The organism is bacterium (assembly GCA_024226335.1).
In the GTDB taxonomy this organism is placed as follows: Bacteria; Myxococcota_A; UBA9160; order SZUA-336; family SZUA-336; genus JAAELY01.
The window spans coordinates 1-25,488 of the sequence record JAAELY010000232.1 but is presented as its reverse complement, the minus strand read 5'-3'; the positions used below and the strand labels follow the sequence as shown (position 1 = coordinate 25,488).

At 62.4% G+C, this 25,488-nt stretch carries 25 protein-coding genes; 9 read left to right on the top strand and 16 right to left on the bottom strand.

Annotated elements, in window-relative coordinates; genetic code table 11:
• Positions 1–50 precede the first annotated feature (50 nt).
• The 5 genes from pal to tolQ form a co-directional block, all read right to left on the bottom strand.
• Positions 51–551, bottom strand: a complete 501-nt coding sequence (gene pal / locus GY725_11310; GenBank protein ID MCP4004774.1) for a peptidoglycan-associated lipoprotein Pal — start codon at positions 549–551, stop codon at positions 51–53.
• A 109-nt stretch (positions 552–660) separates the two neighbouring features.
• Entirely contained in the window at positions 661–1,962 is a 1,302-nt protein-coding gene (locus GY725_11305) for a hypothetical protein (GenBank protein MCP4004773.1), read from the bottom strand.
• Positions 1,962–2,693: a TonB C-terminal domain-containing protein gene (locus GY725_11300; GenBank protein MCP4004772.1), complete on the bottom strand. Its 732-nt coding sequence runs from the start codon at positions 2,691–2,693 to the stop codon at positions 1,962–1,964. Before GY725_11300 ends, GY725_11305 begins: the two co-directional genes overlap by 1 nt.
• 4 nt (positions 2,694–2,697) lie before the next feature.
• Entirely contained in the window at positions 2,698–3,102 is a 405-nt protein-coding gene (tolR, locus tag GY725_11295) for a protein TolR (GenBank protein ID MCP4004771.1), read from the bottom strand.
• The gene (gene tolQ, locus GY725_11290; protein MCP4004770.1) at positions 3,102–3,758 is read right to left on the bottom strand and encodes a protein TolQ; all 657 of its coding nucleotides are present in this window, start codon (positions 3,756–3,758) and stop codon (positions 3,102–3,104) included. Before tolQ ends, tolR begins: the two co-directional genes overlap by 1 nt.
• 210 nt (positions 3,759–3,968) lie before the next feature.
• Between tolQ and GY725_11285 the strand changes: the two genes are divergently transcribed.
• From GY725_11285 to GY725_11275, 3 genes are all read left to right on the top strand, one after another.
• Entirely contained in the window at positions 3,969–5,462 is a 1,494-nt protein-coding gene (locus GY725_11285) for a leucyl aminopeptidase (protein ID MCP4004769.1), read from the top strand.
• Positions 5,463–5,689: 227 nt separating this feature from the next.
• Complete coding sequence (locus tag GY725_11280) at positions 5,690–6,058, top strand: cytochrome c (protein MCP4004768.1); 369 nt, start codon at positions 5,690–5,692, stop codon at positions 6,056–6,058.
• 244 nt (positions 6,059–6,302) lie between these two features.
• Positions 6,303–7,295 carry a sigma-70 family RNA polymerase sigma factor gene (locus GY725_11275; GenBank protein ID MCP4004767.1) on the top strand — a complete coding sequence of 331 codons (993 nt, stop codon included), beginning with the start codon at positions 6,303–6,305 and terminating at the stop codon, positions 7,293–7,295.
• Positions 7,296–7,304: 9 nt separating this feature from the next.
• Here GY725_11275 and GY725_11270 read toward each other — a convergent pair whose 3' ends face one another.
• The 3 genes from GY725_11270 to GY725_11260 are packed head-to-tail and all read right to left on the bottom strand — an operon-like array spanning position 7,305 to position 9,862.
• The gene (locus GY725_11270; GenBank protein ID MCP4004766.1) at positions 7,305–8,591 is read right to left on the bottom strand and encodes a hypothetical protein; all 1,287 of its coding nucleotides are present in this window, start codon (positions 8,589–8,591) and stop codon (positions 7,305–7,307) included.
• Between the two features lie 48 nt (positions 8,592–8,639).
• Entirely contained in the window at positions 8,640–9,206 is a 567-nt protein-coding gene (locus GY725_11265; protein ID MCP4004765.1) for a MogA/MoaB family molybdenum cofactor biosynthesis protein, read from the bottom strand.
• Positions 9,203–9,862: a molybdenum cofactor biosynthesis protein MoaE gene (locus GY725_11260; protein MCP4004764.1), complete on the bottom strand. Its 660-nt coding sequence runs from the start codon at positions 9,860–9,862 to the stop codon at positions 9,203–9,205. Before GY725_11260 ends, GY725_11265 begins: the two co-directional genes overlap by 4 nt.
• Between GY725_11260 and GY725_11255 the strand changes: the two genes are divergently transcribed.
• Complete coding sequence (locus GY725_11255; GenBank protein MCP4004763.1) at positions 9,861–10,145, top strand: NifU family protein; 285 nt, start codon at positions 9,861–9,863, stop codon at positions 10,143–10,145. The two genes, GY725_11260 and GY725_11255, sit on opposite strands and share 2 nt — an antisense overlap.
• Before the next feature lie 97 nt (positions 10,146–10,242).
• Here GY725_11255 and GY725_11250 read toward each other — a convergent pair whose 3' ends face one another.
• Entirely contained in the window at positions 10,243–10,728 is a 486-nt protein-coding gene (locus GY725_11250; protein MCP4004762.1) for a polymer-forming cytoskeletal protein, read from the bottom strand.
• A gap of 207 nt (positions 10,729–10,935) precedes the next feature.
• Between GY725_11250 and GY725_11245 the strand changes: the two genes are divergently transcribed.
• Genes GY725_11245 through GY725_11230 form a run of 4 tightly spaced genes read left to right on the top strand, consistent with a single transcriptional unit; the run spans position 10,936 to position 14,989 of the window.
• Positions 10,936–11,865: a DNA polymerase III subunit gene (locus GY725_11245; GenBank protein MCP4004761.1), complete on the top strand. Its 930-nt coding sequence runs from the start codon at positions 10,936–10,938 to the stop codon at positions 11,863–11,865.
• 27 nt (positions 11,866–11,892) lie between these two features.
• Positions 11,893–13,416, top strand: coding sequence for a methionine--tRNA ligase (gene metG, locus GY725_11240; GenBank protein MCP4004760.1), 1,524 nt, complete (start codon positions 11,893–11,895; stop codon positions 13,414–13,416).
• Positions 13,413–14,216: a TatD family hydrolase gene (locus tag GY725_11235; protein ID MCP4004759.1), complete on the top strand. Its 804-nt coding sequence runs from the start codon at positions 13,413–13,415 to the stop codon at positions 14,214–14,216. The genes metG and GY725_11235 overlap by 4 nt, the downstream gene beginning before the upstream one ends.
• Positions 14,213–14,989, top strand: a complete 777-nt coding sequence (locus GY725_11230) for an inositol monophosphatase (protein ID MCP4004758.1) — start codon at positions 14,213–14,215, stop codon at positions 14,987–14,989. Before GY725_11235 ends, GY725_11230 begins: the two co-directional genes overlap by 4 nt.
• On the opposite strand, the gene GY725_11225 is transcribed toward GY725_11230, so the two are convergent.
• The 7 genes from GY725_11225 to GY725_11195 all read right to left on the bottom strand — a co-directional run bounded on the left by GY725_11225 (position 14,990) and on the right by GY725_11195 (position 23,015).
• Positions 14,990–16,414, bottom strand: a complete 1,425-nt coding sequence (locus GY725_11225) for a DUF4340 domain-containing protein (GenBank protein ID MCP4004757.1) — start codon at positions 16,412–16,414, stop codon at positions 14,990–14,992.
• Positions 16,415–16,427: 13 nt separating this feature from the next.
• Positions 16,428–17,960, bottom strand: coding sequence for a GldG family protein (locus GY725_11220; GenBank protein ID MCP4004756.1), 1,533 nt, complete (start codon positions 17,958–17,960; stop codon positions 16,428–16,430).
• 8 nt (positions 17,961–17,968) lie between these two features.
• A complete protein-coding gene (locus tag GY725_11215) occupies positions 17,969–18,745 on the bottom strand; it encodes an ABC transporter permease subunit (protein MCP4004755.1) in 777 nt (258 codons plus the stop codon).
• The gene (locus GY725_11210; GenBank protein MCP4004754.1) at positions 18,742–19,518 is read right to left on the bottom strand and encodes an ABC transporter ATP-binding protein; all 777 of its coding nucleotides are present in this window, start codon (positions 19,516–19,518) and stop codon (positions 18,742–18,744) included. The genes GY725_11215 and GY725_11210 overlap by 4 nt, the downstream gene beginning before the upstream one ends.
• Before the next feature lie 187 nt (positions 19,519–19,705).
• Positions 19,706–20,545, bottom strand: a complete 840-nt coding sequence (locus tag GY725_11205; GenBank protein MCP4004753.1) for an ABC transporter permease — start codon at positions 20,543–20,545, stop codon at positions 19,706–19,708.
• The gene (locus GY725_11200) at positions 20,542–21,597 is read right to left on the bottom strand and encodes an ABC transporter permease (protein MCP4004752.1); all 1,056 of its coding nucleotides are present in this window, start codon (positions 21,595–21,597) and stop codon (positions 20,542–20,544) included. The genes GY725_11205 and GY725_11200 overlap by 4 nt, the downstream gene beginning before the upstream one ends.
• The gene (locus GY725_11195) at positions 21,468–23,015 is read right to left on the bottom strand and encodes a peptide ABC transporter substrate-binding protein (protein ID MCP4004751.1); all 1,548 of its coding nucleotides are present in this window, start codon (positions 23,013–23,015) and stop codon (positions 21,468–21,470) included. The genes GY725_11200 and GY725_11195 overlap by 130 nt, the downstream gene beginning before the upstream one ends.
• Positions 23,016–23,184: 169 nt before the next feature.
• On the opposite strand from GY725_11195, the gene GY725_11190 reads away from it, so the two are divergent.
• Positions 23,185–25,323: a sulfate adenylyltransferase gene (locus tag GY725_11190; GenBank protein MCP4004750.1), complete on the top strand. Its 2,139-nt coding sequence runs from the start codon at positions 23,185–23,187 to the stop codon at positions 25,321–25,323.
• Positions 25,324–25,488: the final 165 nt, after the last annotated feature.

The following is a 25,488-nucleotide window of genomic DNA, read 5'->3' as shown; positions in this document are numbered from 1 at the left end:
ACTGAACACCAGCGCCGCAGCACTCAGCAGTACCGGGGGGGCCAGATACCTCACCTTGCGACGAAGTCGTCCCGCCGGTTCTTCGCCCAGGCGGTTTCGTTATGCCCGCGTATAGCCGGATTCTCTTCGCCGAAGCTGACCGTTCCGACGCGCGAAGCCGCAACACCGAGGTCGATCAGATAGCGTCGAGCTGAATCGGCGCGCTTCTGACCGAGGGCCAGATTGTACTCTTCGCTGCCGCGTTCATCCGCATTGCCCTGGATCGTCACGCGCAGATCGGCGTTCCGAGACATCACGTCGGCGTTCCGCTTGAGCGCGGCTCGCGCCTCAGAGCCGAGGCCGTGATCGTCGAAGCCAAAGTAGACGGAGAGCAGATCAGCGGAACTCGCATCCGCACCTCTGCCACTCTGGCCGGCCGTATTGAGTCCGGGATCCGGAGCCGCCTCTTTGAAGCTTTCCGTTTTCTCCGGCTCGGCCGCTGGTTCGGGCCCAGTGCTGGCACAACCAAAGGCCATAGCCACGACCGTTACAATGAAAAGTCGTCTAATCACGCCGATTCCCCCTTTATCGGATTTGCGGTCGGATCGCCCACGACTCCGCGCTAAACCGCCGAACTTGTAACCTATCCGACCGAAACTGCAACGATTCCGGTCCCTGACCTCACTCCAGCCAGCCAGACCAGGCCGGATTTGAACAATTGCGGAACCCTTCGGTCAGGAGGGTCAGATTCCTCCCATCCACGTCGATCCGGTACAGATTCTTTCTTCCCTTGCGGGAAGAGCGAAAGACGATCTTCCGGCCATCTGGGGACCAGGCGGGATCCTCATCCGAGCGCGGATGGACCACCAGCGGCGTGGTATAGCCGGTTTCGGGGTCGATCAGGTACAGATCGAAATTCGTGCCCGTCTGGGCCGTATAGGCGATCCACTCACCGGTGGGCGACCAGGCCGGGCTGGCGTTGTAACCGCCCTTGAAGGTGATCCGGCGCTCCAGAGAAGCGGCTCCCAGCTCTTTGATGTAGATCTGGGGCGAGCCGGTGCGATCCGAGACGAATGCGACCCGCTTGCCGTCCGGCGACCAGGCGGGCGAGGTCTCGATCGAGCGATGGGTCGTGAGCCGGGTCAACTTCCCTCCCTTCGAGTTCACCGTGTAGAGGTCGGTGTTTTCTTTCTGGTTCATGACCAGAGCGATCGAGCCATTGGTCGGAGACCAGGTCGCGCGGTACTTCGGGCTGTTCCCCCCCAGCAGACGTCCGCCTTTCCTGGGGCCGCGAAACAGCGTCCACACATCCGGGCGTCCGCCTTTGTACGAGGTATAGACCAGCGCCTTGCCATCAGGAGACCAGGACGGAAAGAGATTGATCGAGTTGTTATTGGTGACGGCGCGCTTGTTCGAGCCGTCTGCGTTCATCAGGTACAACTCCTTGTTGCCCGTCTTGTCGGAGATGAATGCGATCTGAGTGGCGGACACACCGCGGCGACCGCTGAAACGTTCGACGATCTCGTCGGCAACGGTACGCGCCAGCAGGCCGATTTCCTTGCGATGGCGATCGATGCGCACGCGATCCCCCTGTTCGCGGCAACGCAGGATGTCCCAGACCTTGAAGCGCGCACGCAGACGCTCTCCGGAGAGTTCGAGCTTGCCCTGTAGGAGGATGTCGGCCCCGATGCCCCGCCAGTTCTCGCACGCGATTCCCGATGCGCTGTAGTCGGATGTCTGCACCGGCTCGAGAAAGGCGTCGGGCGACACGACCTCGAGCACACTCGAGAAGGTGATGGCCTGCGTGAGCTCGCGATAGAACGGCTCCACGTACGCAGCGGCCTCGCCCTCGGCCTGAAAGCGCTGCACCGCCACCTGATAGTCGCGCCCCCCCGAGCCGTGCACCTCGACGTGGATCCGATCCTCCGCACCCACAGGCGCGGCAAAAAGCAGGACGAGCAGTACGACCGAAGCCTGGCGCATCAACGAATCTCCAATATGTCGAACGAGACGGTGACGATCCCCACCCGGGCTGGAGGAGTGGGCAGTTGATCGACTCGGCGGATGGCACGCTCGGCGGACTCATCGCAGAATCGGTTGCCCGAAGAAGCGGTCCGGGTCACCGACTTCACGCTACCGTCGGGCGCCACTCGGATCTCGAAATGCGAGGGTTTGGGATGCATTTTGCAGGCGGCCCCCACCCATTGCTGATAGAACAACGCCGTGAGCTTCTTCTGATAGCCGGCCTTTTCGGGATCGAAAATGCCCCTTCGAGAATTCGGACTTGCCGTACCGGTCCCCGGCTTCGGCTGCCTCTCGTCCACTTTCTTGCGCAGGCTCTCCAGGAGGTCTTCGGGCGAAGGCGGCGCTACCGCGGCGGGTTTTTTCGCCGCGGTCTTGGCCACAGGTTTCGGCTTCGGCTTCGGTTTGGCTTTGGGAGCGGGCTTGGGCTCCTTGGGCAGCTTGGGGATCACGATCTCATCGACGACCTGCTTGGGAGGCGCCGGTCTGGCCGCAGCGGGTCTGGGAGGCGGGGCCGCACGCGGGGCGGCCGTCACCACATCGATATAGACGGGCGTCGGAGGATTCAACAGGACGCTGGGATTCGGCGCGAACCACAGACCGAAGGCCAGTAGGACGTGCCCTGCCGCGCTCCACAGAAAGAGCCGGCGGAAACGCTCGTCATCGAACAGGCTCTGCGCCGAGTCGTACACGAATTCACGCCTCGGGCTCGGTGACCATCCCGATGCGCGTTGCGCCCGCGTGTCGCAAGATGGCGAGCGCCTTGGCGACCGTGCCGTACGCGACCTTCGAGTCTGCGCGCAGGAAGACGGCCTTGTCGTCCCGCGTCGCGAAGATACTGGTCAGTTTCGTTTTCAGTTGATCGATGGGCACTTTCTTGCTCTGCAGGAAGACGGCACCGTTTTTCTTCACCGTTACGACGAGTGGCTCGCTCTGACCCTTCAATCCTTCCGACTGAGTCTTGGGCAGTTCGATCTCGATGCCCTGCTGGATCAGCGGTGCGGTCACCATGAAGATGATGAGCAGCACCAGCATGACGTCCACGAAGGGCGTCACGTTGATCTCCGACATCACCCGGCGCCGGCCGCGCTGAACTTCCATCAGCGCACCGCGCTGCCGCGAAGCAGATCGCCAAATTCGCGACAGAACGTGTCGAGTCGCGTGAGAATATTGGAAACCCGTGCGTTGGAGTAGTTGTAGGCGATGACTGCGGGAATCGCGGCAAAGAGCCCGACGGCGGTCGCGATCAGCGCTTCGGCAATTCCCGGTGCAACGACGGCCAGACTCGCAGAGCCGGTCGTTCCGATCTGCTGGAAGCTGTTCATGATGCCGATGACGGTTCCGAACAATCCCACGAAGGGCGCCGAACTACCCACCGTCGCCAGGAATGAAAGCCCCCGCTCGAGGCGTTGGGATTGATCGTCGCGGATCCAGTACATGCGACGAATGACGCGCTCGAGTTGTTCGCGCTCGATCAACTCCGAAGAGCCTTGCTCCTTTTCGAGTTCGACGACCTCGTCGAAGCCCGCTTTGAACACGAGCGCGAGCGGACTCGCCTTGCGCTTGCGGGCGATCTCGTACACCGCGTCGAGCGGTTTGTTGTGATACGCCTCGAGGAAGATTCGCGTCGCACCATCTACCCGGCGCAGTTCGCCGATTTTCATCAAGATGATCGCCCACGAAGCGATCGAAGCCAGGACCAGTGCGAACAACACGCCGGTAACGACGGGGCTGGCACCAAAGATCAAATCGAGCATGAAAAGCGAACCCTCGGGGGAGAGGAAGAAGCGCGAAGACCCGGAGCGCCGGTCGTTCAACGCTGTCGGGACGGTCGAAAGCTAATGGGGTCTCTGCCACCCGTCAACGGAGTTCAACAGGCGAGGCGGTATCGTGTTGCTAAGATCCCGCCTCGCCCATCTTCTCGCCGTGAGCGGGATCACCTCGGGCGTTTCGGGGGGGGGGACGCTATGCAGATCCATATCAGTCGGGACGATCCGTGCAAGGTCAAAGCGGACGGACTCGTCGTTACCATGACGACAAGCGATGCGCTTCCGCGAGCGCTGCGCTCACTCGACGAAGCACTCGACGGCCAGTTGTCGCTATACGTCGACAGCGGGGACTTCACGGGAAAATCAGGTCAGATGGTGCGATTTCCCGCCTCCGGCATCGGCGCGGAGCGCGTACTGCTTGTTGGACTGGGAAAAGACGGCGAGGTAACGAGCGAAACCCTGCGCGCGGCAGCGGGTCGAGCGATCCGATCGCTCGCGCGCAGCAAGGGCAAGCTCGCGGCCTTCATCGCACCCAGCACACGACGCATCAAATCCGAAGGAGTCGGCCAGGCACTCGCCGAAGGCGCGATCCTCGGCACCTACACTTTCGAGCGATACAAAACGGGCAAGACCGAGACTCCCGAACTGGACAGACTCAACATCCTGACCGCAGATGCAAAACAGGTCGGCGGATTGCGCAAGGGGGCCAAACTCGGCGCAGTGCTGGCCGAATCGACGAACCTCGCGCGCGACCTTTCGAACGAACCCGGCAGCGTTCTCACCCCAGAAGCCATGGCCAAACAGGCGCGGACCATGGGTCGCGATACCGGGCTCAAAGTCAGCATCTACGGTCCCAAGGAACTCGAGAAGCACGAAATGGGCGGCATTCTGGCGGTCGGACGGGGTAGTGCAAATTCTCCGAGACTGATCATCATGGAGCACGGCGCGCCCACGCGCGGAGCCCGGCGACGCAAGCGCGTCGCACTGGTAGGGAAAGGCATCACCTTCGACACCGGCGGCGTCTCGCTCAAACCGGGAGCCGCGATGGACGAGATGAAGCACGACATGTCCGGAGGCGGCGCTGTCATCGGCGCCATGCGCGCCATCGCGCTGCTCAAGCTCCCGCTGCACGTGATCGGCATCGTCGCGGCCGCCGAGAACGCACCCGACGGCAACGCCTATCTGCCAGGCGATATCGTCAAGACCGCAAGTGGCAAGACGATCGAAGTCCTCAACACCGATGCCGAGGGACGCATCGTCCTCTCCGACGCACTGCACTACGCCCGCGAACAGGAACCCGATGCGATCATCGATCTGGCCACGCTCACGGGCGCGTGTGTCGTGGCGCTAGGCGATGCATGCTGTGCGGTGATGGGCAACGATGACAAGCTGGTCGACAAGATTCAGCGCGCAGGCGACCGCGCCCACGAACGCGCCTGGCCGATGCCGCTCTGGTCCGAGCACAAAAAGGCCGTCGAGGGCACCGTCGGAGACATCAAGAACACCGGCGGACGCGCGGCCGGCACACTCACGGCCGGCGCGTTCCTCTCGAATTTCGTCGGAGACATTCCCTGGGCCCATCTCGACATCGCGGGCACCGCCTGGACCACCCGGGAGCGACCCTATAACGCCAAGGGAGCGACTGGATTTGGCGTGCGACTGCTCCTGGAGTTATTGAGAAGCTGGAAATAGGTCAATTCGCAGAATATCCGGCTCAGATTCCGCGTCCGAGGGGTGCGTTGACGGTTGGGCGGGGGGTGCGTACCCTCCGGTCCGCATTGGATTGGCGGAGCGACTCTGACCGGTCCCTGGCGTCAGACATCCGGGACGCGATCGTCGATGTGAGCATCGATCCGAATCGGGACTTCGAACTCAGGGAGCCCATCAACGGGTCCAGTCAACTATTGGAGAGGCTTTACATGCGTGTAGTAGTGAGAACTCTGGCTCTGAGTGCGATGGCAGCTCTGCTGCTGGCCAGCGCGGGCGCGGCAAGCGCCGATGCCGAACTGGACAAGGGCAAGCAGGTCTATGCGACCTTCTGTGCCACCTGCCACGGCCCAGAAGGGGACGGACAGGGCATGGTAGGCAAGACGCTGCAGCCGCCACCACGGGACTTCACCACGGGCGACTTCAAGTACGGTGGAAGCGACAAGGAGATCTTCGACCTGATCTCCAACGGTGCCGCCTCCAAGGGTGGATCCCCGCTCATGGCTCCCTGGGGTGGCGTCATCCCAGAAGCAGATCGCCACGCGCTGGTGAAGGTCATCAATTCGTTCATAAAGAAGTAGGTTCGGCCTCCTCGAAGGCCTGACCGTTCACGACGGCCAGCGCTAGAGGCCCAGCCGGACCTCTAGCAGGCAACGGAAAAACCCATTCCCGTCATCACGCGGCGTCTTTCATCCGCGCTCTTCGTTGCTGAAACTCGCTGTAGAGGCACTACAGCTTCGCCTCAGCGCCTCGAGCGCGAACGAAATCCACTCGCATGTCTCGGTCGAGGGTTCTTCCGCAGCCTGCTAGCGCTATTCTGTCCACTTGAGCGTAGACCTCCCACACGATCTCGAAGATCTGGAAGACGGCGCCGAGACCGAAATCGCGGATTCCGATACCGTGGATTCCGGAGTCGCGGATTCGCCTGTAGCGACAAAGGTCCCAGGCGATTCCGCGCTCGTTTCGCGGGACCCTCTCGATCGCTACTTCGCCGAGGTCGCCAAATACCCGCTTCTCTCACGCGAAGAAGAGAAGGCGCTGGCCCTGCGCGTGCAGGAAGACGGCGATCCGGATGCGGCCGAGAAGCTGGTCCTTTCCAATCTGCGTCTGGTGATCAAGATCGCCATGGACTATCGGCGTGTCTGGACCAATGTGCTCGACCTGATCCAGGAGGGGAACGTCGGGTTGCTGCAGGGCGTGCGGCGCTACGACCCGACTCGGGGCGTCAAGCTGTCCTCGTACGCCGCCTACTGGATCCGCGCCTACATCCTCAAGTACCTGATCGACAATATTCGCCTCGTGCGGGTGGGTTCGAGTCGCGCCGAGCGCAAGCTGTTCTTCCAGCTCAACCGCGCCAAGCGGGAACTCGAACACCAGGGCCTCGACCCGGAACCCAAGCTGATCGCGGAGAAGCTCGGTGTAAAGGAGCCGGAAGTCGTCGACATGCAGCACCGCCTGGCCCAGGGCGACCTGTCGATCGACGCGCCCGCACGCAGGGAAGAGTCGGACTCCGCGAGCTTCGGCGATTTCATTCCGACGGCGGACCACCCCACCGACGAGATCGTGGGTGAGCAAGAAATGCGCGCGACCTTCATGCGCCACATCCGGGCGTTTAGCGCGGATCTCGACGAGCGCGAGGGCGCGATCGTGCGCGATCGTCTGATCGCCGAAGAGCCCAGGACTCTGCAGGACCTCGGCGACGAGTTCGGCCTGACGCGGGAGCGCGTGCGTCAGATCGAAAAGGCGCTGATCGACCGGCTGCGCGAATACCTCAAGGACAAGCTGGTCGACTTCGACCTGTGGAGTCCGTCGAACTGATCGGTCGCGTTATTCGATCCGCGACACCTGCTGGTCTGCGCGCACGAGCGGATCTCGACTGAAACGCGACTGCGTTTCGTCCTGTAGAGCAATCTCGAGCGCCTTCGTGTCCCAGCCTGTTTCGAGTTCGAGCGCCTCTTCCCAGGGCATGCCCTCTTCGCAGCGGTCGAGCCAGCGCCCGATTGCGCCCGGCTTGTGGGTCTCGATCAACTCGATCGCCGCACGCGATTCCAGGTATGCGAGCAGCGCCCGCCGTCCTGCGAGTCCACCGAAGCCCTTCACCAGGGTGGACAGTGGAATCCAGGTGTCATCGCGAATCGCCTCGACCAGACGCCGCCATTCACTGCGCGAGACGCGAGACCGACCGCGTGCTCGCTCTTCAGCGCGATCTGCAATGCCCTCGTTCAAGAAGAACGGCTGGTGGCTCTTGCGCGCATTCATGAACAGCGCGTGCGAGTACTCGTGCATCAAGAGCGCGTAGAGTTCGTTGCGCGGGCGCCGCGCCGATACGACATGTATTGCACCGTCGTAGAAGCCGACGGTCGCAAAGCCGAAGCGATGCTCGTGTTCCTTCAGATAGTGCGCGCGCGTGTAGAGTCGCACTTCGAGCGGCTCGGGTAGTGTCTGGCCGAATTCGTCATTCATCGTGCTACGCACTTCGTCCAGCATCTCCACGACCTGCTCGCCGTACTCGCGGCCCGCGAACTGATGATCGTACGCTACGTTGAAATGCGAGGACGCCAGTGAACGGGTCTCCCAATTCTGATCCCTGGCATTTGCGAGAGCCAGTTCCTCATCGAGTTCCCCGCGCATGCGCTGAGCTACCTCGCGCCATTTGGGCGGCAGTATCGCGCCGCCGTCGAGCACCGCGACGATCGCATCTCGCGACGCTTCGAGACGTCCGCGATGCCGCTCGACCAGAGCCAGTACATAGGGAGCTTCGTGCCGCGACGGATGCGAACGAAGCAGACGACGCAGCTGTCGCAGACCGGCCTGAAGTTCGCCCCGCAAGATATCGCCACGCGCCGCCATGACGGCGCGCAGATAGCGGTCTTCCTCTGCGTCCATCCGGCGCGGTTCGAGCTTCTCGCCCGTGATCTGGCCACCCCACTCCACCGATAGTTGCTCGGGAGCGATCCGTTCCGCCTCCGCCGACGGCGGGCCGGCGCGATTGGTCAGGTAGGTATGCCCCTTGCTGTCGATCCAGACGGCGACCTTGCTGGGAAGCACGACCACCGCCAGCAGAAACAGCCCGCCGGGAACCAACCATCGAGAGAGAGAGAATGTGCTCTTCACTCGCTGAGTTTTCGGATCCCGGGCCGCCCGTCTGAAGTCGAGACTCACTCAGCGACGGCGCAACTGTCCCACGATGTGTGCAAGTTCCGGCAGGATCAGCTGATCCATGGCCGTTTTCACGGCACCCGACGAGCCGGGCGTAACGTACACGACACTGCCGCCGATCGTGCCGGCGACCGCCCGCGAAAGCACCGCAGCAGCGCCAATCTCCTCGAACGAGAGCGCGCGAAACAGTTCGCCGAAACCGGAAAGCTGCTTGTCGAAGAGCGGCATCAATGTATCTGGCGTGACGTCTCGCGCCGAGACGCCCGTGCCGCCGGTCACGATGACCGCCTCGATCTCGCTACGGCGGGCAAAGTGCAAGACCGCGCTGCGGATCGCGTCGGCTTCATCCCTGACGATCTCGCGCTCGGCCACGCGATGCCCCGCCTCCAGCAGCTTCTCTTCGATCAGCTTGCCCGAAGCATCTGTCTCGCGGGTTCGGGTGTCGCTGACCGTCAAAACGCCGCAGGCAACGACCTTGGGCGCGTAGGCGCGGTGTTCAGCGGGTGCCCCGGAGCCATGTCCGTGATGGTGGGGCTTGTCGTGGTCGTGATGGTGACCCGACCCGCTCAAGGGTTCTCCTCGACCCAGTAGGCTCCGCTCTTGGCGAACTCCTTTTTCCAGATCGGAACGGTGTGCTTGAGCGTGTCGATGGCGAAGCGACAGGCTTCGAAGGCCTCGGCGCGATGCGGGGCGGCCGCGGCGATCATGACCGCGGCGTCGCCGATCGCGAGCCGTCCCACGCGATGCAAGATGGCCAGTTTTACGTGGGGCCAGCGACCCTGCGCCTTGTCGACGATCTTGCGCATCTCCTTGGTGGCCATCGGCACGTAGGCTTCGTATTCCAGGTGGTCGATTTCCTCGCCGCGCGCGATGTTGCGCACCACGCCGGTGAAGGTCACGACGCCTCCCATTTCAGGACCGGAGACTTCGGCCAGCAGTTCGTCCATCGAGAGCGGCTCCGAGCGCACCCAACTGCGCTCCGAACCACCGCTTACGGGCGGCAGCAGGGCCACTTCATCGCCATCGCTGAGCGCCGTCGTGAGCGCCGCGCGTTCCTCATTGAGCGAGATGAGCAGGCGGCCGCGATAGCGCACGAGGATCGGCGTGTCGGCCTCGACGCGCTCCATCAGCTTGGCGATGGAAGCGTCGGCCGGCAATTCAAGCTCTAGGGACTTGTGGCCGACGGCCTCACGAAGACCCGCGAATAGGAGCACCCGTACGCGCATGTCGGCAACCCTAGGTGATGGCAGAGATGAGATCAACGCGGCCGCAGCCCGGCCGGTGAAACCCGCAACGGTGCGCCGTGCGCTGGATGCGCTGCGACCGGGCCTGATCGCCGACGGAGGCAACGTCGAGTTGGCATCCGTCGATGAAGACGGAACCGTGCACGTCGTGCTGCAAGGCGCCTGCGCGAGCTGTCCGGCGTCCGAAATGACCCGGAAACTCGTTCTGGAACCGGCGCTTCGACTGAAAGTGCCGGGCGTGACGTCGGTGCTGATCGGCACCTGAGCCGGACGAGCCGACCCGGCTGACCGAAAGAGCCGACCCAGCTGACCGAAAGAGCCGACCGTCGGGGCGCCGAAGCGCCCCGACCGATCAGATCCGTTCAGCTGGAGCTGCTGCCGCTGGAAGCCGAATCGTGCTCGGGCTTCTCATCGGTCTTTTTCGTCTGCTCGCTCTTCTCGTTCTTCTCGTTCTTCTCGTTCTTGTTCTGGCTGCGCGAGCGATCGCTCATTCCCGGCGCGCTCATGTCGATGCGTCCATTGACCTGGGCGCCTTCTTCGACGAGCAGGCTGGCCGTCTGGATGTCGCCGAGGACACAGCCGGTCTTGTGGATCGACACCTGGCCGCTGGCGATGATGTCGCCCTGAACCTCGCCGGAGATGATCACCGTCTCCGACGTGATGTTCGCCTGGACGTGACCCGTCTCACCGACGATCAGCGTGTTTTCACTGGTGATCTCGCCCTCGAAGCGGCCGTCGATACGGACGGTGTCCTTGAAGGACAGCTTTCCCGAGAACTCGGATCCCTGGTCGATAAATGCGGTCAGAGCACCAACGCCCCCGCCGCCACCGTTGTTCGGCGCGCTCATTCCGCCTCCTCCAGGGCGCGTGTCGTCCCTTTTTCGGAATTCGTTAAAAGCCATTTGTGAGTCACTCCTTTAGGGCCGGTCTACGCAAGACTTGCGGTCGAATTGCCTATCGGTCTGCTATCCCCGTCGCTTGAGAACTTCGTTGCCCGTGTTGTTATCCTCCCGACCACGATGAACCGAGAAGACCACACGGCAATTCAAACTGAGTTGAGAGGCGCACGCGCCCGAAACAAGCTGCACGGCGCTTACTTGCTGGAAGGTGCTTCGGGAACCGGCAAGACGGAGATCGTCTGCTGGTTCGCGAAGCTGTTGCTCTGTCGTGCGGGGGGCGACGATCCCTGCGGGGAGTGTCACGACTGTCGTCTGCTTTCATCAAACGACGGCAAAGACGAATCCGAAGATCCGCCTGCCCTGCCCGGACACCCCGATCTGAAGTGGGTCCAACCGGACGGAGCGTATGTGAAGGTCGACCAGATTCGCGATTTGCAACGCGATCTCAGTCTGGTGGCCAACGAAGGCGGACGCCGGGTGGGACTCGTTCTAGGTGCGGAGCGTTTGCGAGTCGAAGCCGCCAATGCGCTGCTCAAGACCCTGGAAGAACCGCCGGAAGACACCGTGCTGATCCTGGTGGCCGAGTCCTCCGAGGCGCTGCCGAAGACCCTGCGATCCCGGACGGTCCGGCTGCGGTTGGTCGCGCCTCGCGAAAGCGAAGTCCGCGAGCAGTTGATCGCAGAAGGCCTGAGCGAGTCCGAGGCCTGGCTCGCCAGCACCGTCAGCGGAGGCAGTGCCGAGCACGCCCGAGCCTGGGCACAAACTCACTCCGAGGACGCGGCTGAGATCCGCACCATGATCGAAGGGATCGCCGCCTGCGGTGCCAGCGAGATCCTGGAGTTCTGCGAGCGTTTCCGCGGTGGGGAAGTGGCGCGCAAGCGGACGGAACTGTTCATGGCCGTCCACGATGCCCTCACCCGGGGATCTGCGGAAGCCGCCGCCCAGCAGGGAAACGGCAAGACGCTGACGCTCTGGCTGGAGCGCTTCGAGGCCGGACGCGACGCTCAGCGCGAAATGCGACGCCGAAACCTGAACCCTCAACTCGTAGTCGAGGGCCTTCTGATGGATCTGCGCGCGAGCATCTGAAACACGCCGGGCTATCCTTGCCTGCTCATGGCCGAGATCTTCTACGTCACGACACCGCTGTACTACCCGAATGCCGCACCGCACATCGGCAGCACCTACACTACGACGGTGGCCGACACGCTCGTGCGCTACCACCGCGCGGCGGGTGAGAACTGCTTCCTGCTCACTGGCATCGACGAGCACGGCGAGAAGATGGTCGAAGCAGCCGAGAAGGAAGGCCTGACGCCCCAAGCCTTCGTCGACGGCATGGCCGAGCGCTTCCGCTCGACCTGGGACACGCTCGGCCTGAAGTACGACCGCTTCATCCGCACGACGGATGCCGACCACAAGCAGGCGGTGCGGACCTTCTGGCAGACCATCTACGATCGCGGTGAGATCGAGTTGCGCGAGTACACGGGTCGCTACTGCGTCGGCTGCGAGCGCTACCTGACCGAACGAGAACTCGACAACGGTCGCTGCACGCAACACGACGCCGAACCCGAGGAACGCAGCGAAGCCAACTACTTCTTCAAGATGTCAAACCACTTCGAGTGGTTGATTGGCGAGATCGAGGCGAACCCGCAACTAATCACGCCAGAGCGTTACCGAAACGAAGTCCTCTCAACGCTCAAGAGCGGCGCGCTCGAAGACCTGTGCATCACGCGACCGCGTGAGCGCCTGTCCTGGGGAATCGCAGCTCCCTGGGACGAAGACTATACGATCTACGTCTGGATCGATGCGCTCGTGAACTATCTGACGGGTATCGGCTACCCCGACGGTGAAAACTTCGAGAGCCACTGGGCGGGGGCGCATCACCTGATCGCCAAGGACATCCTCAAGCCACACGGAATCTTCTGGCCGACCATGCTGCACGCAGCCGGTGTTCCGCTGTACCAGGGCCTGCACGTACACGGCTACTGGAACATGGAAAACACCAAGATATCCAAGAGCCTGGGCAATCTGGTCGATCCCCTGGTCATGCGAGACAAATACGGTTTCCCGTCTTTCAGGTACTACATACTGCGAGACATGTCCTGGGGTCTGGACAGCGACTTCTCCGAAGAGAGCCTGATACAGCGAGTGAACGCCGACCTGGCCAACGACCTGGGAAATCTGCTCAATCGCAGTATCAGCATGCTGGCGAAGTACTGCGACGGAGTGGTCCCCGAGTACCGGGAACCCGGCGATCTTTCGGAAACGGCCGTGCGCGTGGCGCAGGAGGTCGATCGCCACATCCGCGAATTCAGCACACAGCGCGCGCTGTCAGCGCTCTGGGAACTCCTGTCAGCGGCCAATAAGTACGTGGACAGCGAGGCACCGTGGGCGCTGGCCAAGGATCCGGAAAAACGCGCCAAGCTCGAAGATGTGATGTACGAGTTGTGTGAGTCGCTGCGCGTAATCGCGGTGCTACTCGAGTCCTTCCTTCCGGAAACGAGTTTGAAGATCATGGAGAGCCTGGGCGAGCCGATCTGTACCGGCACGCTCGCCGAGAGGCTCGTATGGGGCCAGCTCAGCGCAGGGACACAGACGAAGAAGATCGAAGCCCTGTTTCCTCGCATCGAGACGGAGTGAAACTCTTCGACAGCCACGCACACGTGGGTGCACCGGACCTTCTGGCGGAAGCGCCGGCCATCCTGGAACGGGCACGTCAAGCGGGAGTGGTGGGCGTGATTGCCATCGGTGCCGGGTACGGGGTTGGCGCCAACGCCGGCGCGGTCAGCCTGGCCCAGGAACAAGCCGGGGTCTGGGCGACGACCGGCGTACACCCCCACGACGCGAATGAGTGGAGTGAAATCTCGGCCCGTGCGATCGACGGCTGGTGCGCGCATGAAAAGGTCGTAGCCGTCGGGGAATGTGGACTCGACTACTGGTACGAGCACTCACCGCGCGAAGCCCAGGCGGAGTGCCTGCGTGGCCAGATCCAGCTCGCGCATCGAAGGCAGCTACCGCTGGTCATCCACGTGCGACCCAGCCGGGACACACGCGACGCCTTCGACGACATCCTGCGCATCTTCGACGAGGAAAATGCAGACCGCGCCGGAGGCGTCATCCACTGCTTCTCCGGCGACCAGATCTTCGCCGATGACTGCCTCGCACGCGGCTTCGACATCGGATTCTCGGGCATCGTCACCTTCAAGAGTGCCGAAGATCTGCGCGAGGTGGCACGTCAGGTACCGCCGGACCGGATCCTGATCGAGACCGACTCCCCGCTTCTCGCTCCGGTTCCCCACCGCGGCAAGCGCAATGAACCCGCATGGGTGGGCCGAGTTGCGGAATGCCTGGCAGAAACGCTCGACTGCAGTGCCGAGTCGATCGCTGAACGAACCACCGCAACCACCTGTCGGGCATTTGCTCTCGAGCCGCCCGCATGAGTGGGCTGCTCGAACTGGCCAGTGGCATCGCACGCGAAGCGGGAGAGCTTTCCCGCAGCCGTTTCGGCCAGAAACGCGAGATCGAAACGAAGAGCAGTTCGATCGATCTGGTCACCGACGTAGACCGCGCCTGTGACGCGCTGATTCGCGCGCGCATCGAAACCGCTCGACCAGATGATGCGATCGTCACCGAAGAGGCCGACCCCCGCGACGGCAAGAGCGGCGTGTGCTGGATCGTCGACCCGATCGACGGAACGACGAACTACGCCCACGGATTTCCACACTACGCGATCTCGATCGGCATCGAACTCGAAGGCACACGACATGTGGGCGTGGTCTACGACCCGATGAAGGACGAACTCTTCGCTGCCGAACGCGGTGCGGGAGCTTCGCTCAACGGGGACGCGATACGCGTGTCGCAGGAAAGCGAACTCGGGCGGGCTTTGCTCGCGACCGGCTTTGCCTACGATGCTCACTCGGGTGAGAACACGAACCTGGAATATTTCTCGCGTTTCCTGAGACGCGCTCAGGCCATACGTCGCGCGGGCTCTGCGGCGTTGGATCTGGCCTACATCGCATGCGGACGCTTCGACGGGTTCTGGGAACTCTCTCTACATCCCTGGGACGTGGCCGCCGGAATCCTGTTGATCGAAGAAGCGGGTGGCCACACGAGTGACCTCGACGGGGGCGCGACACCTTCCCAGGGCGAACGGATCGTGGCGAGCAACGGACGGCTGCACGAGCAACTGCTCCAGGTCTTGTCTGGCGCCTGATTAGGAGCCTGTGTCCGGTGCGACGGGAGTCGCTTCGGCTTCATCTTCCTCGACGTCTTCAGAAGGTTCGACGAAGAGATTCTCGAACGCCTCGAATCCCAGGGGAACCTCGCGGCCCAGGTCGCTGTTCACGCGCCAGATCTTGGGTCTGCGCGAAGATCGCGCCGGCAGCCCGACATTGGGCGCAGGATCTCCGAGTTCGAGCCAGCCAAACTCCTCACCGGCATCGTCGCCCAGGCGCACGCGCACGCGCGGCGGGTCCAGACCGAGAACGGCCAGCTTCGGCGCACCGTCGACCACCTCGGTCGCCTCTAGAGACTCGATCGAGTACACGAGATCGTCGATCTTGAGCGGTTTCAGACGCACCTCGCTGTCCAGCGGCAGCCAGTCGTTCTTCACGCGCTCGAAGCGGAAGCTCTTCTGTTCGCGCGGGAATTCGATCTGGACCTGACGGATTTCCTTTTCGGCGAGTTCGAGAACCTGGTGGTCGCGGAAAGAGAACAGATCCACCGGGATGTTCTGCAGTAGGCTCTGCGGAATGCGAAACACCAGCGGACGGCCTGCGACGCGCATGTACGTCTCGTCCCCTGACTTCGCCAGTTCCAGATGTCGAGTGCGCTCGGGTTCGACGATATCGACCTCGATATCCGGGCGGTCGAGCCCGTAGCTGGACTCGCTCTCGGGTTCATCGACGAACCCGGTTGCGCTCGCAAGGCTCAGGTCGACGAGCAAGCGGGTAATCTGGGACATCGATGCGCGATCCTCGATCGGCGCACTGAGGTGCCAGCTCCCGGGCGTCTCGCCTTCCAGCACTCGTTCGGCCGCTGCAACCAGACTCCCATTGGCCGAAACGCGCATCGCCGTCACGGCATCGCTATCGAAGTCGAGGATGCGCTTGTCGCGCAAACTGAACAGAGTCGGCGTCAAGGGCCCAGTGACCTGCTCGGGAACGGTGTAGATGAACTCGGATTCTCTCTCGAGGGCCACATAACGCATGCCGCCAACCGGCGTCTTTCCGCCCAGGGAAATGCGGATCGAGTTGCCATCACTGAGCTTCAACACGACGGGCTGGGCCTTCTCGCCCAGACCAAAAGCTTCGAGTGATTCGTCCGGCCTCTCGATTCTGGCGGCGAAGTCGAACTCGGCGAGCGCAGCGAGCGCTCCATCGATGCTTGCGGGATTGGCTGGGTAGGCGACGGGCGTTTCCAGGCGCCACCCGTCTCCGTCGCGCACAGCTCGGGCCGGCCCCCCATCGCTGGTCACCAGTTCGAGCGACTGAACGGTATCAGCCGAGATCTCGAGCAGGCGCTTCTCGGCTTTTTCGGCCGCCTGCCGTTCTTGCTCACCACGAATCTCGACGAACCAGACATAGGCTCCGAGACCGACCGCCACAAGCAGCAAACCGAGTGTTCCGCGCAGATTCATGGCCTTGCTCCGCTCAGGTCCGACGCCGCCACCAGTTCACGACTCCGAGCATCAGGATGGCTTCAGGCAGGAAGAAGAGCGACAAGAAGCGGAAATTCGCAAACTGTTCGACGCTCATACCGATGTTCGAGGCTCGCGGCATCTTGCGTTCGATGGTGGCGAATTTTTCCTCGCCGACGAGCCAGTTGGCCATGTTCAGTACGAGATCGCCGTTGAAGAACTCCGACACATAGCGATTGCGCGCGAAATCAGAGTCTCCGACCACGATCAGACGACCTTCCGCCGCAGCGTCTCCTTCGACCTCGAACGTTCGCGCCGCCGCCAGTGCGATCGGTCCGACGCGGTCCTTGTCCGGGTCGAGCTTCACCGTCCGCTGCGTGGCGAACTCCTCGAGATCGGTTTCCGCCCAGCTCGCCCCGCTGGTCATGGCCAGCTCGACCACACCCGAAGCATCATCGCTAGCGCGCACCGAACGCGCCATCTGGAACACCGTCGGCTGACCACGAAGTTTCTCGGTAATCGCATGCGCGCCGTAGGTATTGACGACCGGTTGCACACCGAGCTTCGGTCCACCGAAGAGCTGAAGCTGTTTCTCCACGAGGATGTCGCTGCCGAGTTCGATCCCCCAGGAAAGCACCTGCTCTTCCAGATTGCTCACGACCAGGGGCTCCGCGAAGATCATCAGCGAACCCCCGCCGCGCAGATAGCTGTCGAGCATTTCGAGTTCGCGCTGGAACACCGAATGGCTCGGTCCGACGATGATCACTCCGTCGGCGTCTTCGGGAACCGCGGCTTCCTTCGCCAGGAGCAGAGGTTCGACCGAGAGATTCTCGTCCTGGAGCGCGGTCTTGATCATGCTGATGCCGGAAGCCTGGTCATCCTCGAGATCCGCTTCGCCATGCCCGGTCAGAAAGTAGAGTGTCTTTGTTTCGGAAATGACGCTGCGAATCGCCTTGGTGATTTCATTCTCGCTCACTTCGGCCAGACGGGCGGTTCCCCTGGCCTCGTCGCAACTCCCTCCACAAACGATCACGACTCCGTCCTGGTTGTTCACCTCAAAACGATGCGCGAGTTCGGGTCGTTCATTCGGGTCGAAGACCTTCACCTTCACCCGATCGCTTCGATAACTGTACTTGTCGAGTTCGGCTCGGCCGGGCTGTTGTCCGCCCTTCGCGTAGAAGGCGTAGATCTCCACATGGCTGTCTTCGGGAATGCGCTCCAGCATTTCGATCGTGCCCGGTGCCAGCGTGTGCACGCCCGACTCGGTCCAATCCCAGCGAACTGGGTTGCGCTCGGAGATGAACACGGCCATTCCGGAGATCGCCAGCACGATCAGCGTCTGCACCACCACGTTGCCGCCGCGCTTTGCCGTTCCGCCAGCGAAGAGTTCAACCAGCTTGCCCGAGCGTCGCAGGCCCGCGTAGGCCAGCAGACCACCACCGACGACCAGGTGAAAGCCAGTCATCGCGCCGGACGCTCCGGCGAAGAGACCGAAGAAACCGAAGAGCAGCAAAACGGCCCCGAGTGCCGCGAGTAAGGGCTCCATCTATCCTCCTAGCGCCAGCGCAGTGATTCGGCCGCCAGCCGAGCCAGCGACAGGAAAACGACCACCATGACACCGAAATACGTCAGATCCTCTGTGCGCACTTGACCCTGGAGTCCCTGTTCGAAGTGCGTGCCACTTCCGAGCCAGCTCAGCGCAGCCTTGAATCCTTCATTGCTGGTGCTCTCCGCTGCGAACGGCAGCACGAGCAGAAGCAGTGAAACCACGATGCCGACGAAGGCGGCCACCAAAAGGCTGTCGGTCAACGCCGAAATGAAACAGCACAGAGCGGCCAGTCCGGCGCCGTACAGGAAGAGAGTCAGCAATCCGGAGAGCGTCTGCATGACCTCCGGATTGCCGTACCAGAACAAGAGCATCGGAAACAATCCGGTGAGGGCGACGATCACCGTGACGACGGCGAGGACCGCCAGATACTTGCCGATGATGATCTCCCAGCTGGTGATCGGCGCCGTGAGCAGGAGTTCGATCGATCCGTTGGCCCTTTCACCGGCCAGCGCCCGCGCGCTGAGCAGAGGAATCAGCATCGCGAAGATCAAGGCAAACGTGCCGTACGCGGGTGCGATCACGATCTGGTTCAGGTTCCACTGCTCGAGGTACTGCGTCAGGCCCATGGCCTGGATCTGTTGAATCTGCAGAATGAACTGTCCCAGGCTGCCGAAGAAGATGAAGCCCGCAAACAGCATGTACGTGGCGATCACGATATAGGCAACGGGTGTGCCGAAGATGCTGCGCAGTTCTCGACCGGCGATGGCGAAGATGTGCTTCATGCCGGGCTCTCCTGCCTTTCTTCAACGTGACTGGCCTCGTCGCCGGCGTCCGACAGATTTGCAGCCGCTTCGACCTCGCGCATGAACACTTCCTCGAGCGAACCTCGCGACCGCAATTCCTCGAGCGGAGCGTCGATGCAAAGCTGACCGTATGCGATCAGAAGCACGCGCTGACAGATCGCTTCGACCTCCGCCAGGATATGAGTCGAAAGAATGACCGTGCGCCCTTCACCCGACGCGAGTCGGTGAATCATCTCGCGAATCTCGACGATCTGGATCGGATCGAGGCCCGAGGTGGGTTCGTCCAGGATCAGGACGGGGGGTTCGTGTACGACGGCTTGAGCGATGCCCACGCGCTGGCGAAAGCCCTTCGACAGGGTGCTGATAACGCGATCCGCCACGGATTCGAGTCCGCAGGCCGCCAACGCCTTGTCGACTTTGCTTGCGCGTTCCACGCGCGGCACATCGTGCAGTGCAGCCACGTACTTGACGTACTCCCGAACCCGCATTTCGGGATACAGAGGCGGTGATTCGGGCAGATAGCCGGTCGCGCGCTTGGCTTCGAGCGGATACCGATCGGGATCGAATCCAGCGATTTCGATTCTTCCCCTCGTCGGAGGGAGGTAGCCCGTCAGCGCACGCATGGTCGTAGTCTTGCCTGCACCGTTCGGTCCGAGAAAGCCAACGACTTCACCCTTTGAAACTTCAAAGGACACGTCGTTCACGGCGACGATGCTCCCGTAGTGTTTGGAGAACCCCTCTAGCTTGATCAATTGTTCTTCACTCCATCCAATGGGAACAACATCATGCGGAGATCCGACTCGACACCACAGTCGAGTTCCCCTCTTCCGGGCGCCGGGCGATCTCTCTCGCGATCACAGTGTTTGGAGTGCTGTAGACCGCCCCATCGGGTGCGGAGTCTAACGCGGACTTCGGAGGTGGCAACTCCCACAAATTCCATCAGGTTCGAGGCGCTTTTCGCGGATCGAGGGCGTCTCGGAGAGCATCGCCCAGGAAGTGAAACGCCACCAACGAGACCAGGATCGCCAGGCTCGGAAAAACCACCAGGTGTGGATAGGAGCGCATCGCGCTGAAGCCATCGCTGGCCAGTGCTCCCCAGCTCGAGAAAGGTGGCTGAATGCCGAGCCCGATGAACGAGACGGTCGATTCCGTAAGAATCGCGGCGGGGATGCGGAAGGCAGCAGTCACGAGAATCGGGCCCGAGACATTGGGCAGGATATGGCGCAGAAGCAGGCGTCGCCGCCCCACTCCGATGGCCCGGGCCGCTTCGACCCAGGCTTCCTCACGCGCCTGGAGCACGAGACCGCGCACCAGACGGGCCACAGCCACCCAGCCGAGCCCCCCGAGGGCCAGCGCCATGGCCAGTTCTCGGCGGTAGTTGTCCGCGACCCCGCTCAACAGGTTCTGCAGGACTTCGATCAGGAGTACGATCACCAGCACATCGGGAAGCGAGTACATCACGTCGACACCGCGCATCAGCCAGGCGTCGAGGCGGCCTGCAACAAAACCCGAAATGCCGCCATAGGTGACCCCGATCGCGAGCGCGAGCAGCGTCGAGGCAACCGCGACCCGCAGCGACACGCGAGCACCCTGGGCGACGCGGGCGAGCAGATCGCGACCCAGCGCATCGGTACCCATCCAGTGCGTGACCGATGGGCCTTCGAGCGCGTGCATGGAATCCTGCGCGTCGAACGACACGCCCGCGATCCCATCACCTAGCACGGCGACGAAGAGCAGGAACGCGACGAGGATCGCACCGAGCCAGCCGAGGAAGTTCATTCGCGATTTCCCGTCACGCGGATACGCGGGTCAATCCAGCCGTACAAGAGGTCGACCAGGAGATTCGCGAGCAGGACGAGAACCGCGTAGACGAGCGTCACGCCTAGCACCAGCGGATAGTCCCGATTACTGACGGCCGTTACGAAAAAGCGCCCCATACCGGGGATCGCGTAGATCTTCTCCACGACGAACGAGCCTGTAAGCAGGATCGCGAGCAACGGTCCGAAGTAGGTAGTCACTGCCAGCAACGCATTGCGCAAGACGTGAACGCGCCGAATACGCGCTTCGGACACACCCTTTGCACGCGCGGTGCGAATGTAGTCGCGGTCCACGACATCGATCACAGAGGAGCGCGTCAACTGGGCGATATACGCCATGGGCAGGGCCGCCAGGGTAATCGCGGGAAGGATCGCGTGTGAAGGTCCCTCCCAGAGACCCGCGGGAAACCAGCCGAGCGCGAGGCCCAGGGTCAGGATCAGACCAGCGCCGAGCACGAAGCTGGGCACCGAGACCCCAAGCACAGAAAGCAACATGACGACGCGATCCAACCAGCTCCCTCGGCGAACTCCGGCGGCAAGTCCGATCGAAACGCCTCCGACAAAAGAGATCAGCAAAGCGAGTGATCCCAGCTGAAGCGAAACGGGGAACGACTCCGCAAGAATGTCGGAAACGTCGCGCCCGATGTACTTGTAGGAAGGCCCCAGATCACCGCGCACTGTGTTCGAAAGAAACTGCGTGTACTGCTCCAGGATGGGTCGATCGAGTTCGTAGCGCGCTTCGATGTTGCGCAAGATCTCCGGAGGAAGCGCTTTCTCCCGGTCGAAAGGACCGCCCGGCAGAAAGCGAAGCAATGCAAAGGTGGCCGTCGCCACGATCAGCAGCACAGGAATCGCCTGAAGCAAGCGAGCGACGACGAAACGGATCAACGGGTGCTCACTTCTTCGAGGAACCAGAGATCCATCGGGTTGATCTCGAAGCCCTTCACACGCTCGGCCACGACTGAATTGATCGACGTCACGAAGAAGGGAACGATGGGCACGTCCTGCTCGCATAGGATTCGCTGCGCTTCGTCATAGAGCTTCTGGCGCAGCGACGGATCGCGCTCACGCGCGGCCTGCTCCGTGAGCTGGTCGTAGCGGGGATTCCCCCATCCGGTGTAATTGTTCGCGCTATCGGACGTGAAGAGATTGATGAAGTTGTCTGGGTCTGCAAAATCGGCGCCCCACCCCAGGCGATACACCATCGGCGTGTCGACCTGTACCTCCTTCAAGAAGACCTTCCACTCCCGGTTGGCGAGCACCACGTCGACCCCCAGATGCTTCCGCCACATCGCCTGCACTTTCTCGGCCACGAGTTTATGCGTCTCATTGCTGTTGTAGACCACCTGGATGGGCTTCAGTTCGGCCGGATCGACACCGGCTTCCGCGAGCAGGCGGCGCGCGCCCTCCGGATCGAATCCCAGGCCGATCTCCGGATTGTTGTGTGGCATCCCCGGCGGAATCCAGGACGACCAGGCGATCTCACCGCCCTGCAATAGAGGCGGGAACTGGCTGCGGTCGATCGCCATCGCAAAAGCGCGCCGCACGCGCACGTCGTCAAAGGGCGGCTTGCGCGTATTGAATCCGTAGTAGTAACCGCGGAGTTGCGCCTTTCTCCGGTATGCGGGATGCGATCGGTAGCGGCGAATTTCCAAAGGCGGCAGATCGACCAGATCGAGAATCCCCTGCTCGAAGAGCACAAGGGCCGTCGCGGCTTCCTCGACCATATAGCCGATCACCCGATCGAGTTCGGGTCGACCCGCGTAGAAGTCGGCGTTCGCCCTCAGAACGATGCGGTACTCGTGGCGCCACTCTTCGAGAATGAACGGGCCCAGGCTGATCAAGCGGCCCGCTTCGGTCCAACCATCGCCCCAGCGCTCGATCACGTCGCGCCGCTGTGGGAACGTGACCATGAAGTTCACCAGCGATGAGAAGTAGACCAGTGGCGCCTCGAGTCGTACCTGTAGCGTGGCGTCGTCCAGCGCGCGTACGCCGAGTTGCTCCGGCTCCAGTTCGCCGGAGTTCACCGCCCGCGCATTCTTCACCGGAAACAGGAAATAGGCGTATTCCGCAGCGGTGGCCGGATCCATCAGACGCCGCCAGGAAAAAACGAAGTCCTGGGCGCGCAGAGGCACCCCATCACTCCACACGACACCGGGCCGCAGGTGGAAGGTATACGTCAGGCCGTCCGGAGAAACGTCCCAGCGCTCCGCGAGGGCCGGCTGAGGCAGCAGGTCGGGTCCCAGTCGGGTCAGCCCCCGCATCAACTGCTCGATGACCTTGATCGAGGTGCCATCCGTCGCCAGGCTCCAGTCGAGAGTGGGCGGTTCGGTCGCCAGATTCACGCGCAATTCGCCACGTGCCGCGTCCGGTGACGGGCCGCAGGCGGCGAGGCAGAAGAGCACGGACGCGATTGCCGGCCAAAACTTCATGAAGTCCAAGTAGTTACCGCCCTTCCTGAGCCCCTGCCATAGCTTCGGCGCAGCGGGGCGGATCAGGTATACTGGCGTTCGGACGAAGTTCCCGGTGGTGCCCGGCCTTGTAGATCCGGTGCCCGTTACCCCTGCCGCGGCTCAAAACCCGGGCAGATCGGCGATCAGAATGCAGATATTGTGCACGCTCGGCCCCTCCTCCATGAACGATCGAGTCATCGCTCGCATGGAAGAACTGGGCGTGAGCCTGTTTCGGCTCAACCTCTCACACATCTCGGCGGAGCAGGTCGGTTCCCAGATCGAATACCTGCAACAGCGGACGTCGGTACCGATCTGCCTCGATACCGAAGGCGCACAGATTCGCACCGGTTACCTGATCGAAGACGAGGTCGTGCTGCGGGAAAACAGCACGATCCGTGTTCCGGGGCATCCGGTTCCCGGAGATGCCCATAGTTTCAATCTGACACCCGATAGCGTTTTATCCGTATTCGAGATCGGCGATTTCATTACGATCGACAGCACCGTGCTCACGCAGGTCATCGATCGAGAAAACGACGGTGTGGTCCTGCGTGTACTGACCGGCGGCCTGGTCGGTCGGAACAAGGCCGCGACACTGGAACGCGACATCGAACTACCGCCCTTGACCGCGAAAGACCGCCGCGCGCTCGAGATCGGCAAGGGCCTGGGAATTCGCTACGTCGCACTTTCTTTCGCCCATCGCGCATCTGACGTTGATGAAATCCGTGCGGTTGCGGCACCAGATGCCACGGTCATTTCAAAGATCGAGTGCCTTCCTGGTCTCGCGAACCTCGAGGCCATTGCCAAACACTCGGATGCTCTACTGATCGACCGCGGTGACCTTTCGCGACAGGTCCCGATCGAGAAGATCCCACTGGTCCAGAAGAAGATCATTTCCGTCGGTAAAGCGGCGAACAAACCCGTGTACGTCGCAACAAATCTGATGGAATCGATGACGACACAGCCGACGCCGACACGTGCCGAGGTCAATGACGTGTTCAACACGATCCTCGACGGTGCGGACGGCCTCGTGTTGGCGGGAGAGACTGCGGTAGGCAAATACCCGATCGGTTGCGTCAGCATGATCAAGAAGCTCGTACAAGCTTTCGAGGAAAGTGCCGACCGCGATCCCTTCGAACGCGTCTCGCAGCCCGTCTCACTACTGGTCGAGCCTCACGGCGGAACGTTGGTCAGCCAGAACGCGAGTGGTCCCGATCTCGAGGGGATCGAGCAGTTGCGCCGCATCGAACTGCCGCGCCAGGACCTTCTGGACTGTCAGCGAATTGCACTGGGCACTTTCTCCCCCCTGTCCGGTTTCATGAACCTCGACAGCGTGCGCTCCGTCCTCGATCAGCAGCGCCTCCCGGATGGAGTGGCCTGGCCGGTTCCGATCGTGCTGCGGATCCCCGGTGCGGCCGCCGAAGGCCTGGAAGCCGGGCAGCGCATCACGCTATGCGAGGAGTCGGGGGACGTCCACTCCCTGATGGAAGTGAGTGAAATCTTCGAATTCGACTTCGGCAAACACGCCGAGCGTTGGTTCGGCGGCGACGCGGAAGCGGATGCTCGTGTCGCCCGACTGATGCGCCGCGAAGGTGTCCTTCTGGCCGGAGAGATCAAACTGATCAAACGGCTTCCGGCTCCGCACCGCCAGTACCAGTTGCCACCGGCCGATACGCGTTACCTCTTCGCGAAGAAGGGCTGGAATCGGATCATCGCCTTCCATACCCACACGCTCCCACACCGCGCCCACGAGGAAATCCAGCACCGGGCGCTGGACCTGACCCACGCAGACGGCCTGTACCTTACGATCGAGACCGGTGCCGTCGAGCCGGGCGACTTCCTGCCTGGATTCACGCTGCGCGCCTATCAGATGCTGATCGACTTCGGCTTCTATCCGCGGGACCGCGTGCTCCTGGGGGCATCGGCCATGTACTCCGCCGGCGCTGGCGCGCGCGAAGCGGCCCTGCTGGCGCTCTGCCGCAAGAATATGGGGTTTAGCCACATCGTACTCGGCCGCAACGACAGCTCCGAAGGCCGAGCCACACGGGCGCTGTTCGAATCGATGGGCGACCTGGGGATCGAACCGGTTTTCTTCGAAACGCTGGGCTACGATCCCGAAGAGCGTTCCCTCGTGCCTCAGTCTGGAACTGGGGTACTACCGATTAGCGGTCGGCTCGTGAGGAACGCGCTGCAGAGCGGGGAGCGACTGCCCGAGTGGTTCATGCGATCGATCATCCAGGACTCCGCACGCGCCGAAATCGGCGCGGGAAGGTCCGTTTTCGCCGACTAGGGAACCTCTGCACAGGGAGGCTGCGGCTGCGAAGCGTGATGCATCCGCCTGCGCTGCGTCGCGCGACCCTCTGCAGATCTACGGATCTGCGATCGGATCACGCTTCTTGCTCAGGCGGCGACTCCCGCTTCTCGCTCGATTCCTCCCTGTGCAGAGATTCCCTAG